Genomic DNA, 13040 nt, shown 5'->3' with positions numbered 1-13040 from the left:
GCGGAAGCGGCCACAGCACCCGGTCCTGGTGCGTCAGGCCGGGAATCGGCACGTAGCTCGAGGCCACGGACCAGAGGCAGTTGCGCTGCGTCGACAGGACGCCCTTGGGCCGGCCCGTGGTGCCGGAGGTGTAGAACATCCAGGCCACGTCGTCGAGATCGAGGTCGTCGTGCGCGTCCTGGGCCGCGACGCTTTCGGCGAGCTCGTCGTACGAGTGGGCGCCTACCGGGGCCTCACCTGTCACGAGCGGTGTGACGTGCGGTGCGAGCGGGAGTCGTCCCGCCTGCGCGGCGTCGGTGATGACCACCGTGGCGCCGCTGTCGGCCAGCAGGTACTCCAGCTCCGCGAGGGCCGAGGCGGGGTTGAGCGGCACCCCGACACCACCCGCACGCACGATCGCGAGATAACTCTCCACAGTGGACACGGTGTTGCGCAGGCAGATGGCGACCCGGTCGCCGTGTCGGACACCGAGGTCCGCGAGGTGCCCGGCCAGCCTGCGCGTCCGCGCCTCGAGGTCGGCGTAGGTGACGGCCCGCTGGTCGTCCTCGAAAGCCACCTTGTGGGGAAAGCGGGCCGCGTTCTCCCGTAGTGCGACCGGCAGTGGCTTGATGAGGTCGGTGCGCACCATACCGCGGATCCTTTCCGGACTCGGTGGGAAGAACGCGTTCACCAGGAGACGGGCAGGTTCTTCACCGCGAAGACAGAACCCCGCAGACGCAGCGGCACCTCGTCGGCCGTGACCGCCAGCCGGAGGTCGGGGAACGCGCGGAGGAGAGCGGACAGGCCGGCACGCAGCTCGACGCGCGCCAGGTTCTGGCCGAGGCACTGGTGGATGCCGAAGCCGAACGCCACGTGACCCGAGGTCTCGCGATCGATGTCCAGCTTCTCGGGGCAGGAGAACTTCGCCGGGTCGCGGTTGGCCGCGGGCAGCGACACCGTGACGGTGTCCCCCTGCTTGATCACCTCACCGTTCAGCTTGATGTCCTCCAAGGCGGTGCGGTAGGTGTGGTACTGGTTGACGGTGAGGTAGCGCAGGAGCTCCTCGATCGCGGCGTCGAGCCTGGCCGGGTCGGCACGCAGCGCCGCCAGCGCCTCGGTGTGGTGCAGCAGCGCGAAAACACCGACGGCCAGCGCGCTCTCCGTGGTCTCGTATCCCGCGAACAGCAGGAGCGTGACCATGTTGCGCAGCTCTTCCCCGGTCAGCTCCTCGTTGACGAGGGCGCTGATGAGGTCGTCCCGCGGCTGCTTCCTCCGCCGCTCGATGACCTCGTCGAAGAACGCCCCCGCCTGCTCGTAGGCGGCGACCGCCTCGGCCGGGTCGGCCTCCGCGTCGTGCAGGAGGATGACCGCCGGCAGGTACCGGTCCTGTTCGTCGTAGGGCAGGCCGACCATCTCGGACAGCACCCGCAGGACAAGCGGTTTGGCGAAGGTCGTCACCAGGTCCGCGGGCGCCCCGTGGGCACGCATGACGTCGATCTGCTCGGCGGCCACCGCCTCGACGTGCGGGATCAGCCGGTTCGTCCGGCGGACGGTGAACTCACCCGTCAGCAGCCGGCGGTAGCGGGTGTGCTCCGGCGGGTCCATGTGGATGAACATCCCGGGAATCAACGGATGGGTCGGGATCACCTGTCCCTGGTGTGTCACCGGGAAGTGACCGACCTCGCAGCTGTGGCTGAACCGCGGGTCACTGAGGACCTCACGCACCAACTCGTAGCTGGACGCGATCCAGCCGACGTGCCCGTCCGGGTAGACCATCCTCGCGAGTGGACGTTCTTCGCGCAGCGTCGCGAACACCGAAGGAGGATCGAACTTGTCGATCCGCGCCCACGGCACCTCGAAGGAGATTGCGTCGGTCATGAATTCCTTCCCCACTCGCGCCAGGGCTGTATCCGATTCCTCGATTCAGGCTAGGCGCGGCACGACCGCCCGACATCACTCAGGCTGGTAGGCCGGGCTACGGTGCGGCGATGTCGACGGGCTGGCCGGTGTGCACCGACTCGTAGGCGGCCTGGACGACGCGCAACGCACGCAGCCCGGCCGCGCCGTCCGGTCCGGTCCGGCGCCCGTCACCGGTCGCGGAGAGGAAATCCTTCAGCATCAACGAGTACGGGTCGGCCCCACCCGGTTCCCACCGGGCACCGCCGGTGGCCGCGTCGAAGCCGTCGAGGAGCCGCGGGCAGGCGTCGTACTCCACGCTGGCCCGGTCACCGACGAAGGTCACGAACGGTCCGCCCGCCGGCGACAGGCTCCAGCCGCAGTCGATCGCCGCGACCGTCCCACTCGGATACCGCACGGAGACGAGTGCCGCGCTCTCGACACCTGACTGTCCACTCAGGACGTGGTTCGCCTGCGCGTACACCTGTGCCGCGGGTTCACCGTCGAGCACCGCGTCCACCAGGTCGAGCAGGAACGGCGCGTTGGCCCCCAGCGCTCCGCCGTCCACCGCTCCCCGGGCCGCGGGGGCGCAGTGGTAGGTCCCGTGGATCGTCGACAGCGTGCCGACGACACCGTCGGCGATTCCCTGCCGCACAGCGGCGAACGCCCCGCCGAAGCAGGCGGGGGACGCGAGTGTGAGGCGAACCCCAGCGGTGTCGCACGCGTCCACCATGGCCTTCGCGTCCGCTTCCTTGGCGGCCAGCGGGTGCTCGCACAGCACGTGCGCGCCCGCCTCGGCCGCCCGCTCGACCAGCTCCCGGCGGCGGTCGACCTCGCTGGTGACCACCACGGCCCCGGGGCGCGCCGCGAACACCTCGTCCCAGCTGTCCACATGCGACACACCGAGCCGCTCGGCCATCGCCCGGCCCCGCGCCGGATCTCCCGGCGCGGCGTCGGGGTCCGCGGTGACCAGGTCGACTTCGGGCATGTCGCGCAACAGCCGGGCGTAGGTCTCGGCGCGTTCGTGCGCGAACGACAGGACGGCGACCTTCACGCCGCCCCCCCGAGCACCGGTGTTCGCTCCACTCATGCGGCGGCCTCCTTCACAGGCAGTTCCACGGCGCGCCCCGTCCACGCGGACTCCGCCGCGGCCTGGGTGATGCGGACAGCGGCCAGCGCGTCCCGTGCGCCCAGGCGCGGCTCGGGCCCTCCCGTGAAGGCCTGTGCGAACTCGCGCATCTCGGCGGCGAACACCGATTCCCCGGCGTAGCCGAAGTTCCCGGGCTCGCCGTCGGCCACCCGGACCTCCTGGGGCCACTCGGAGTCGTACCGCACGGTCCCGCCGGTACCCGAGACGTCGAACGCCACCCGGACGGGTGGTCGCGGCGTGGCCGTCCACCGGCTCACGACCCGGCTGAGCGCACCACTGGCGTGGGTGAGCACGGCGGCGCCGACCGCGACGGCCCCCTCGGGGGCCGGGGTCGCGAGCTCACCCTGGTAGTAGGCGTGCACCCGCACCACGTCCCCGAAGACCCAGTAGGCCAGGTCGACGCCGTGCAGCATCTGGTCGGTCAGGATCCCGCCCGACCGCGCGGACGCGTGCCCGGTCCAGGGCCGCGGGTGATAGGCGGAGAAGAAGAACCGCCCGACCGAGCCCGCGCCGACGCGGCCGGCCGCCACCAGCTCGTGGAGCCGGGCGAACGCCGGGGCGAAACGCACGTCGTGGGCCGGGTAGAGCCGCACCCCGGCCCGCTCCGCCGCGGCGACGATGTCCTCGGCCTCCGCAGTGGTGGCCGCCAACGGCTTCTCGCACACCACACCCACCCCAGCGGCGATGGCGGCCATGGCGATCTCGTGGTGGCTGGCCGTCGGGGTGCAGATGTCCACGGCACCCGCGCCGTCCAACGCCTCGGCCAGGGAACCGACGGCCCTGGCCCCGAACTCACGCGCCAGGCCGGCGGCCCGACCGTCGTCGGAGTACACGCGGACGGCCGCCCCGGCACCGAGCCACGCGTCCAGGTGAAAACGTGCTATCAGCCCGGCGCCGACCAGTGCCACCTCGAGCTGCCGCATCGCATCTCCAGCCCTTCTTCCAGCTGCCGGACCTACGAGAAACCCACGGGCACGCGGATGTTCCCATCCTGGTCAGGTTCGCCCACGCCACCTGGCGGAAGCCATAACCAACGTGGGTAGTCTCACCGGCCCGCCCGGAGGACGGGCGGTGCGCGACCACCTCGTCGCCGTCCTTCCACCGGTGCACGCCCGGCACCGCGCCGAAGCCCTGGCCGCCACCTGGGTCTCAGCCGCCGTCAGGAATGGTGGCCTGGACCGGAGGTGCCACGGCTGGCGCCGGTGTCAGCACGCGGTCGACGAAGACACCGGCGGCGCCGGTGCCCACCGCCGTCGCCGTCGCGGTGAGGACGGCGAGCAACAGGGTGGACGCGGACGCGGTCAGCGCGTTCATCCGGTGCAGCTCCCGCAGGTGACGCAGGCCGTACCCGTGGCGCCGCAGTGTCAGCCAGTCGGCTGCCAACCCGACGACGAGGCCGAACGACAGCCACTGCGCGAGTTGGAGGAGCGCACCGGCCAGCGCGTCGTTGGCGCGCGGGTCGGGGAGCAGCGTGACGCACAGGGCGGGCCCGGCCAGCGCGACGAACAGGCTGAGGCCCTTCCCGAGCCCGGTGGCCCCCCGGATCAGCGGATAGGCGCCGCCCATGACCAGTCCGGCGATCGCGAACCGCAGGATGACCAGCACCCCGGCGGCCGCGTCGACCAGCCGGAACGGCCCGCCACCGGTGAGCGTGCCGAACACGGCCGCGATGTCCAGCACGGTCCACGGCAGCCCGGCGATGAACCCGAGGAGCGCGAACTCGCGCGCCCGCTGCCACGCGCTGGCGCCCCCGTAGGAGGACAGCGCCCGACGTTGCTGCTCCTGCGGCGTGCCCCGGGTCCGGAGGGTCAGCTCGGCGAGCCGCCGCAACCGCCGGTCCTGGTCCTCGGCGTCCGGTGCGCCTTCCGCCAGACCGTGGCGCAGCTCCTTCTCGAGCGCGCCTTCGGCACGCGCGGTGATGACGTTGTGGACGATCGTTCGCACCGCGGCTGCGGTCTCGTCCTCGGCGAGTTCGCCGACCGCGGGGTGTTCGGCGCCGTTGACCGGCCGGGGCAGCAGCCACGTCTCGAACAGCAGCCAGCCGACGAGGAACGCTGTCGGCAGCCCGACGACGGTCGCCGACGTGGTGAGCAGGCCGACCACGCCGATGAGCAGCGTGGTGGTCCGCAGCAGGCTCAGCGAGCCCCGCATCACCCCGTCCGCGTCCGCTTTCCCCAGGTGCCGCAACAGCAGGACGAGGAGGAACAGGCCGATCAGCGGCAGTGCGCCGTCGATCGACGACGCGAACGCGATGAAGTCGTACCAGCTGATCCGCGGCCCCCAGTCGTAGCCGGAGACGACGAACGGGAGCGACAGCACGAGCGCGGCGACGACCCGCAGGCCGCGCCACCTGCGCAACGCGGGCCGCAGCGCGCGCCACCCTTGCGGCGGGTCGGCGTTGACCGCGTGCCGCACGATCCGGTCGAGGGTCAACCAGACGAACACGCTCGCGGTCAGCGGGACGACGGCGCCGACGAGGTCGGCGAGCAGACCGGTGCTCGCCGTCACCGGCATGACCATGAGCAGCACGGCGGTGACGGCGGTTCCGGCGGCCATGGTCAGGCCGGTGCGGGCGCTGACACCCAACGCGCGCCCGGCGACGACCATGCCCAGGACGGCGAGCAGCGTCGCGAGGTAGAGCGCGGTGACACGGCCGAAGGCGCTGTCGTACCACTCGGTCCAGGTCGGCGTGGCGCCCAACCACACCCAGTTGTCGGAGTCGAGCAGCAGTGGGGTGCCGAATACCAGGGTGAGCACGACGTACATGACGAGGACGCCGGTTCCCGCCACGGCGATGCCAAGCGCGATCCGCGCGGCCGGCGGCCAGCCCCTGACGGCCCGGCGCAGGCCGGGTTTCCAGACGAGCAGGCAGATCACCACCGGCACCAACCCGGTCAGCACCGCGAGCAGCAGGGCCCAGACCCCGTCACCCGTCGTGAGCCACTCGACCCAGGTCCTCGGCGCGGTGCCGTCGTCCGGTGGGCGGTAGAACACGCCCTGCACGAGGACCACGCCGAAACACAGGGCGACGACCAGTGGCGCCGTCCACGCGACCCAGCCGAGTGCCCGGGGCGGTGCCCCGCTCCACCTCGCCGCCAGGACACCCACCACCGCGGCCAGGTGCAGCACACCCAGGAACAGCACGAGAAAACCCGGGCGCGTGAGCCACCACTCCTGGTCGCCACCCCCGGTTGGGAGCTGAGGTTGGAAACCCAACAGGTGGTCGGAACTCGCCCACACCACGCCGCAGACGGCCAGGAGCACGGCACCCGACACCAGCAGCCAACCGACGTCCACCAGGGACCGTCCGGCGCGGGCCAGAACCGTCCGCAGGGCGACCCGTCGCCACCCGAACGCCAGGGCGACCATCAGCGCCACGGGTGCGATCGCCACCGGCGGGACCAGGTCACCGACCTCACCCTGCCCGGCCGACAGGCGCTCGTACACGGTGGACAGTCCGACCGCCAGCACCGAGCCCATGCCGACCAGCACCTGGAGCACGAGGAGCATGCCGAGGACGGTGGCGGTGCGGGCACCGACGACGTTCTCGGCGGACCACCGCCGCAGCGAGGGCTCCCGGCGCGTGGATCGCCGGCCGGGGCGCAGGCGGAGCCAGGCGAGGAAGAGCGGGATCGCGGCGAAGCCGAACGTCGAGAAGAGACCCGCGAGGTCGTTCGTGGCCGCGAGCAGTGGTTCCCGGCGGTTCGGGTCGGCAGGCCCGGCGTCCGCGGCGCGGATCAGCTCGATGTCCGCCTCACCCGGCCCGACGAACACCGCCCGTGTCGGGGACTGGCTCTGCCACACGCCGCTGTGCGAGCACGACCCTTCCCACCCCGGTTCGACCGCGCTGACCGAGGACACCAGCATCCCCGAGCCGGCGATGGTGATCGTCCGGCGCGCCAGCCTGTCGCACATGTCGAACGTGGGGTAGACAGCGATCCTCGTGGTGTCCCCGGTGGCGAGCGTCCCGGTCGCGTCGACCGTCACCGTCGCCACGGCGCCCCGCACGGTGGTCCGAGGCTCCTCGTAGGCCAGGCTCCCGCGGATGTGCGGGTACACACCGAACAGGAGCGCCAACCCCGCCCCGTTCCCGCGGGCACGGCCTTCCCGGATGGCACGCACGACCGGGTCGTCCGCCGGGCCGGTGACCGACATGGACAACCGCGTGCCGGCCTCGTCGCGGGACGCGGCCCTGACCGTGAACGTCATGGCGACGGACAGCTTCCCGGTGGTCCGCTCGGCCGCCCGGGCAAGAGCTTCCGTGAGCGAGTCGTCGTGCCGGACCCAGGGTTCCCCCGCGCTGTCCCGCAGCCGTGCCGCCGGCGAGGTGTTGTCCTGCAGGAGGTTGCCCACGTACCCCAACGCCAGTAGCGAGACGAGGACGCCGAGCAGGCCGGCCACGACACGGGCAACGACCTTCACCCCGCGCTCACCCTCCGCTCGTCCGCCAAAGCCCAGCGCGCGGTACATCGCTGACACGAGCGCGTCGTTACCCCACCTGGGGTTCGAGCACGAGGACCGGGAGCTGGCGGTCCGTCCTGCGTTGGTACTCGGCGTAGTCCGGGAACGCCGCCACCGCCCGGCGCCACCACACGGCCTTCTCCTCGCCGGTGACCTCGCGGGCCCGGTACCTCCTGGTCAGCGTGCCGTCCTGGAGCTCGACGAGCGGATCGGCGAGCAGGCTGGCGTACCACTGCGGGTTGGTCGGCTCGCCGCCCTTGGACGCCACGGCCGCGTACCGGCCCTCGTGTTCGACACGCATCACCGGGGTCTTGCGGAGCTTGCCCGTCCGGGCGCCGCGGTAGGTCATCAGGACGGTGGGCAGGCCCTTCATGGTGACGCCGTCGGTCGTGCCGGTGCGCACGACCTGCTCGACGTGCTCGCGGACCCAGCCCAGGGCGCTGGGCTCGTAACCCCGGCGCCTGGCCTCCACGTTGGCGGTCAGCGTGTTGAGGAGGCCGGGCAGCTCGGTCACCGTCTCGGCGGGCAGGCCGGTCACGGTCTCCTCCGCCAGGGTGCGCCACAGCTGTTTCACCTGTTCGGCCAGCGCCTCACCGCGGTCGGTGAGTGCGACCACGCTGGCGCGTCTGTCGGCCGGCGCGGCCGTGCGGCGGAGGTGGCCGGACGCCTCGAGCTTGCGGGTCATGAGCGTGATGCTGGGTGGTTCGACGCCGAGTGCCTCGCTGAGCTGCGCCTGGATCCGCGGACCGGTCCTGGCCAGCTCCAGGAGGAGCGCTTCCTGGCCGGTGTGCAGGCCGAGCGGCGCCAGCAACGTCGCGGCCCTGGCCCGGTGGCGCAGGCTCAGAAGGCGGATGGCCTGGTTGACGGCGTCGGCCTGCTCGAAGTCCACGTGTACCCCTTCACGAGTTAGTTATGCGCATAATGTTATGCGCATAACTAACTCGGCGCAAGGGTGGTCAGCAGGCGATGGCCGCGCCGTTCGCGGGCTGGTGGGCGGCGTTGTCGCGGCCGGCGCGGAAGTCGGCCAGGTACTGGTCGAACACCGCCGAGTCCTCCAGCTGCAGGACGGCCTCGTCGCTCTGGCGCAGGGAGTTCGTGCTCCAGTTGGCGCTGCCCGTCCACAGGATCTTGCGGTCGGCGACGCCGTAGTACTTGCCCTCCACGAGCAGGTACTTGGAATGCGTCCACACCGGGTCGCTGTCGCAGTAGTACCGCACGACCACGCCGTTGTAGGCGCTGGAGGTACGCGCGAGCAGGTCGCGCAGGGACTCCTCGGCGAGCGACACCTTGGCCGGGTCGCCGTCGGGCGCGTAGTTCTGGACGACCTCGACGTAGCAGCCGGCCGCGTCCAGGTCGACGAGCTTCTGCGCGAGGTACGGGCGGCTGAAGATGTTCTGGTTGACGCGGATGATCGTGCGGTGGTTGTCCGTCGTGCCGACGGAGCTGTTGCCGAAGCAGTCGATGTGGTCGAGGACGGTGTACATCGTGTCCTCGCTGGGATCGCGGTACTGGTCGTCCGCGGCGGAGGACCGGGGGAAGAAGTGGGCCTTCGCGTTCCCGTCGGTCACCGGCGCACGGCCGGTGTCGTAGTAGTTGTTGTTGGTCCGCAACGCGGCCATGTCACCGAAGTAGCCCTCGTACGCGGAGAAGACCGCGTTGTGGCCGGTGAGGATCAGCGCGTTGTTGTAGCCCTTCGTGCCGTCGCGGCCGTTGTGCAGGTTGGCCGAGGACTGGACGACCACGTTGGACGTGCCGCTGGTGTTGGAGAACAGGAAGAACTTGTTGTGGTTGATGGCCGTGACGTTGCCGAGCTTGAGCGACCCGACACAGCCCCGGCCGGCCGGACAGGCCATCACCCACGACGGCGCGGACTTGCTGGTGCCGAGACCGCTGACGAGCTGCGACCAGACGGCCTTGATGCCCGAACTCTCGTTGGGATCCGTCATCCGGGAGTCGAAGATCGCCTGCACGCTCACCCCGCGGTTCTTGGCCGCCACCAGCGCGGTCGGGATCGCGGGATCGTCGGCGTAGAACATCGCGACCCGGATCCGCGACCCGGCCGCGGCCCCGTCGATCAACGAGATGACCCGGTTGACGATCGCCCGCTGCTGGGCATCCGTGCCGGTCGGCGTGGTGAACACCGCTTCGGTGCCCACCGCTTGAGTGCCCACCGGCCCCGGCGCGATCGACCCACTGGCCACTCCAGGCGCCCACGCGGCCAAGACCGCCAACGCCATCCCCGCGACAACCGTTCTCCGCACTGAGACCTCCTCGCTCACGACGATGAGACAGAAGTTTGCGGCCTAACGGATCAACTAGTCAAGAATTAACATCGCGCCGGTTCGGACCTACCGGCGAATATTCCCTGTTCCACCAACGAATCCAGCGCCGCGTCCTGATCCTGGGACGCGTGTCGCCGCGCGCCGGCCCGTCGGAATACCGCTCGACCCCGAGGGGTTCTGGTCGCCATGACTACTGTTGGTTTCATCGGGAGCGGGAACATCGGTGCGACGGTCGCGCGGCTCGCGGCCGACGCCGGGTACGACGTCGTGGTGAGCAACTCGCGCGGCCCGGAGACGTTGGCCGACCTCGTCGCCACCCTGGGCCCGCGGGCGCGGGCGGCCACCGCGGCGGAGGCCGCCGAGGCCGGTGAGTTCGTCGTGGTCAGTGTGCCGTTCAAGGCACACCGGGACCTGCCCGTCGAACAGCTCGCCGGCAAGGTCGTCCTGGACACGAACAACTACTACCCCGAGCGGGACGGACACGTCGCCGAGCTGGACGACCGCACCACGACCAGTGCGGAGCTCGAACAGCGGCACCTGGGCAGCGCAAGGCTCGTGAAGGTGTTCAACAACATCTACTTCCGCCACCTCGCCTCGCTCACCCGGCCGACCGGCGCCGCGGAGCGCACCGCACTGCCCATCGCGAGCGACGACGCCGAGGCCGCCAGGACCGTGACCGCGTTCCTGGACGCCATCGGCTATGACACCGTCAACGCCGGGCCGCTGTCGCAGAGCTGGCGCTTCGAACCCGACACACCCGTCTACGGCACGCCCTACGGCACCTTCGACGATCCGCACGGCACCCCGGCGAGCACGGCCGACGTCCAGGCAGCCGTCGCGGCCGCGACACGCTGACGAACGATGCCGTGACCTGACGGCGTCCTTGACGTGAACGGGCCCCCGGGGTAACCATGCGCTTGGTTACCCCGGCATGGCGAGGTGAGATCAATGGCGATCGAACACGAGCCGCTCCAGCGGGACATCACGGTCGTGCTCGACGGGCTGTCGTACCTGGAATGCCCGCGGTGGCACGACGGACGGCTGTGGGTCTCGGACTTCTACACCGAACAGGTCCTCGCGACCGACGGCCGGGGCGGCACCGAGGTGATGGCGGAGGTCCCCGGGCAGCCGTCCGGGCTGGGGTTCCTGCCCGACGGGCGCGCGCTGATCGTGTCCATGCGGGACAAGCGCATCCTCGTGCGGGACGACGCGGGAGAGCTGACCGAGCACGCGGACCTCTCCGGCGCCGTGCCCGCCGTGCTCAACGACATGGTCGTCGACGAGCGGGGCCGGGCCTGGGTCGGCAACTTCGGCTTCGACCTGATGGGCGGCGCCCCGCTGCGCCACACCACGCTCACGCGCGTCGACCCCGACGGCCGCGTGACCACGGTGGCCGACGAGCTCGGCTTCCCCAACGGCATGGTCGTCCTGCCCGGCGGCGTGCTGGTCGTCGCCGAGACCTTCGCGGCCCGGCTGACCGCGTTCGACATCCAGGACGACGGCAGCCTCGCGAACCGGCGGGAGTGGGCGCGGCTGGGCGAGCCGCCGACGACGGACGACGTCGAGGCGGCAGTCGGACAGCTCGCGGTCGCCCCGGACGGCATCTGCGCCGACGCCGAGGGCGCGATTTGGGTCGCCGACGCACTGCACCCCCGGCTGCTCCGCGTCCGCGAGGGCGGGGAGGTCGTCGAGGAGATCCCCACCGGCACCGGTGTCTTCGCGTGCATGCTCGGCGGCGAGGACGGGCGCACCCTGTTCGCCTGCGCCGCACCGTCCTTCGCCGAGCACGAACGCCGCGCGGCCCGCGAGGCCCAGCTCCTCGCGATCGAGGTCGACGTCCCGCACGCCGGTCTGCCCTGACCCCCGAGCCGGAGGTGCCCGATGGACATCGCGTGCGCGTTCCCGACCGCCCTCGACTCGCCCGAGAACATCGCGGTGGCGGAGAGCCTGGGGTACAGCCGTGCCTGGGTCTACGACACCCCGCAGCAGAGCCCCGACGTGTGGATGACGCTCGCGCTCGCCGCGCGGCGCACGTCGCGCATCGGCCTGGGGCCGGGCGTGCTGGTCCCCAGCCTGAGGCACCCGATGACCAACGCCGCCGCGACCGCCACCCTCGCCGCCCTCGCGCCCGGCCGGGTCGCGGTCGCCTTCGGCACCGGGTTCACCGGCAGGCGCGCCATGGGCTACCGGGCGATCACGTGGGCGTTCATGGACGCCTACCTCACCGCCTACCGCGGGCTGCTGCGCGGCGAGACCGTCGAGTGGGAAGGCACCCGGATGCGGATGCTCCACCCGGACGGCCACGCCCCGGCGCGGCCCGTCGACGTACCCGTTCTCGTCGCCGCGCTCGGCCCGAAGGGCAACGCGGTCGCGCGCAAGCACGGCGACGGGTTGTACGTGACCCTGCAACTGCCCGAGTTCATGGGCGAGTACTCATGGGTGCCGTACCTGGCGTGGGGCACCGTCCTCGACGAGGGCGAGCCCGTGCACTCCGAACACGCCCGGCTGGCCGGCGGCCCGGGCTGGGCACTGGCCTACCACGGCGCCTACGAGTTCGGCGGCCCGGACGCGGTCCGCGCCCTCCCCGGCGGCGAGGAATGGCTCGCGGTGATCGACCGCACCCCCGCCGACGAGCGGCACCTGTCCGTCCACTCCGGACACTGCGTGGAACTGAACGAGGCCGACCGGGCGGCGTGGAACGCCGGCGGCCACGCGAACCTGTTCGACGTCACGATCACCGGTACGCGCGACCAGGTGCGTCGTAAGCTCGACGCCCTCGCGGCCCGCGGCGTCACGGAGATCGTGTTCCAGCCCTGCGGCCCGAACATCACGGCCGAACTGGAACGCTTCCTCGCCGCGGCCCGCTCGTAGCCGGACCTCCCGGCGAAGGCGATCGATCCAACAGCTGATCGGTCGCGCTAGTTCGCGTGTGCCGACGGCCGGTCGGCGGTCCCGGTGACCTCCCGGCGCCAGGTCTTCCAGGAGGCGGCTTCGCGCGGGACGATCGCGGGTGTGCCCTCCTCGGCGTTGAGCGCCTTCTCGATCACCGCCATGTTGTGGTACAGGTGCAGGCCTACGACGTGCTCGTCGCTGTAGGAGGGGGTTGTGGGTGGCGCTATCTCGCGGTGGTTCAGGCCGTCCACCAGGCCCTTGAGCATGCCGATCGACGTCGTCGTGGTGGTCAGGTCGTGGTTTTCGCCGCCGTAGCTGGGCCAGTACGCGGTCTGCAGGTCCTCGATGACGTACAGGCCGCCGTCGCGCACGTGGGGCAG

Annotated in this window: 9 protein-coding genes and 2 pseudogenes; 3 read left to right on the top strand and 8 right to left on the bottom strand. The window is 71.4% G+C overall.

The window, feature by feature from the left end; all coding sequences use genetic code 11:
• The 7 genes from ACJ73U_RS33580 to ACJ73U_RS33550 all read right to left on the bottom strand — a co-directional run.
• Positions 1-628 (bottom strand): AMP-binding protein (locus ACJ73U_RS33580; RefSeq protein WP_407781769.1); only part of this gene is annotated, 628 nt, incomplete at its 3' end.
• A 38-nt stretch (positions 629-666) separates the two neighbouring features.
• A complete protein-coding gene (locus tag ACJ73U_RS33575; protein ID WP_407781768.1) occupies positions 667-1857 on the bottom strand; it encodes a cytochrome P450 in 1191 nt (396 codons plus the stop codon).
• Positions 1858-1954: 97 nt separating this feature from the next.
• A complete protein-coding gene (locus tag ACJ73U_RS33570) occupies positions 1955-2965 on the bottom strand; it encodes a Gfo/Idh/MocA family protein (protein WP_407781767.1) in 1011 nt (336 codons plus the stop codon).
• The gene (locus ACJ73U_RS33565; protein ID WP_407781766.1) at positions 2962-3948 is read right to left on the bottom strand and encodes a Gfo/Idh/MocA family protein; all 987 of its coding nucleotides are present in this window, start codon (positions 3946-3948) and stop codon (positions 2962-2964) included. Before ACJ73U_RS33565 ends, ACJ73U_RS33570 begins: the two co-directional genes overlap by 4 nt.
• 226 nt (positions 3949-4174) lie before the next feature.
• Positions 4175-7447: a hypothetical protein gene (locus ACJ73U_RS33560; RefSeq protein WP_407781765.1), complete on the bottom strand. Its 3273-nt coding sequence runs from the start codon at positions 7445-7447 to the stop codon at positions 4175-4177.
• 67 nt (positions 7448-7514) lie between these two features.
• A complete protein-coding gene (locus ACJ73U_RS33555) occupies positions 7515-8375 on the bottom strand; it encodes a nitroreductase/quinone reductase family protein (RefSeq protein ID WP_407781764.1) in 861 nt (286 codons plus the stop codon).
• 67 nt (positions 8376-8442) lie between these two features.
• On the bottom strand, positions 8443-9747 hold the full coding sequence (locus ACJ73U_RS33550) for a phospholipase D-like domain-containing protein (RefSeq protein ID WP_407781763.1): 1305 nt from the start codon (positions 9745-9747) through the stop codon (positions 8443-8445).
• Between the two features lie 189 nt (positions 9748-9936).
• Here ACJ73U_RS33550 and ACJ73U_RS33545 point away from each other — a divergent pair.
• From ACJ73U_RS33545 to ACJ73U_RS33535, 3 genes and pseudogenes are all read left to right on the top strand, one after another.
• Positions 9937-10623, top strand: a pseudogene (locus ACJ73U_RS33545) (NADPH-dependent F420 reductase); the annotation flags it as partial.
• A 93-nt stretch (positions 10624-10716) separates the two neighbouring features.
• Positions 10717-11628, top strand: coding sequence for an SMP-30/gluconolactonase/LRE family protein (locus ACJ73U_RS33540; protein WP_407781762.1), 912 nt, complete (start codon positions 10717-10719; stop codon positions 11626-11628).
• A gap of 21 nt (positions 11629-11649) precedes the next feature.
• Positions 11650-12639 (top strand): LLM class flavin-dependent oxidoreductase, encoded by a 990-nt coding sequence (locus ACJ73U_RS33535; protein ID WP_407781761.1) that lies wholly within the window; start codon positions 11650-11652, stop codon positions 12637-12639.
• Between the two features lie 47 nt (positions 12640-12686).
• Here the strand turns inward: ACJ73U_RS33535 and ACJ73U_RS33530 are convergent.
• A pseudogene (locus ACJ73U_RS33530) lies at positions 12687-13040 on the bottom strand (hypothetical protein); the annotation flags it as partial.

The sequence above is a fragment of the Actinophytocola sp. genome, from assembly GCF_045807065.1.
Lineage (GTDB): Bacteria > Actinomycetota > Actinomycetes > Mycobacteriales > Pseudonocardiaceae > Actinophytocola.
The sequence above is the reverse complement of the archived record's forward strand: the minus strand, read 5'-3'. Positions and strand labels throughout refer to the sequence as shown.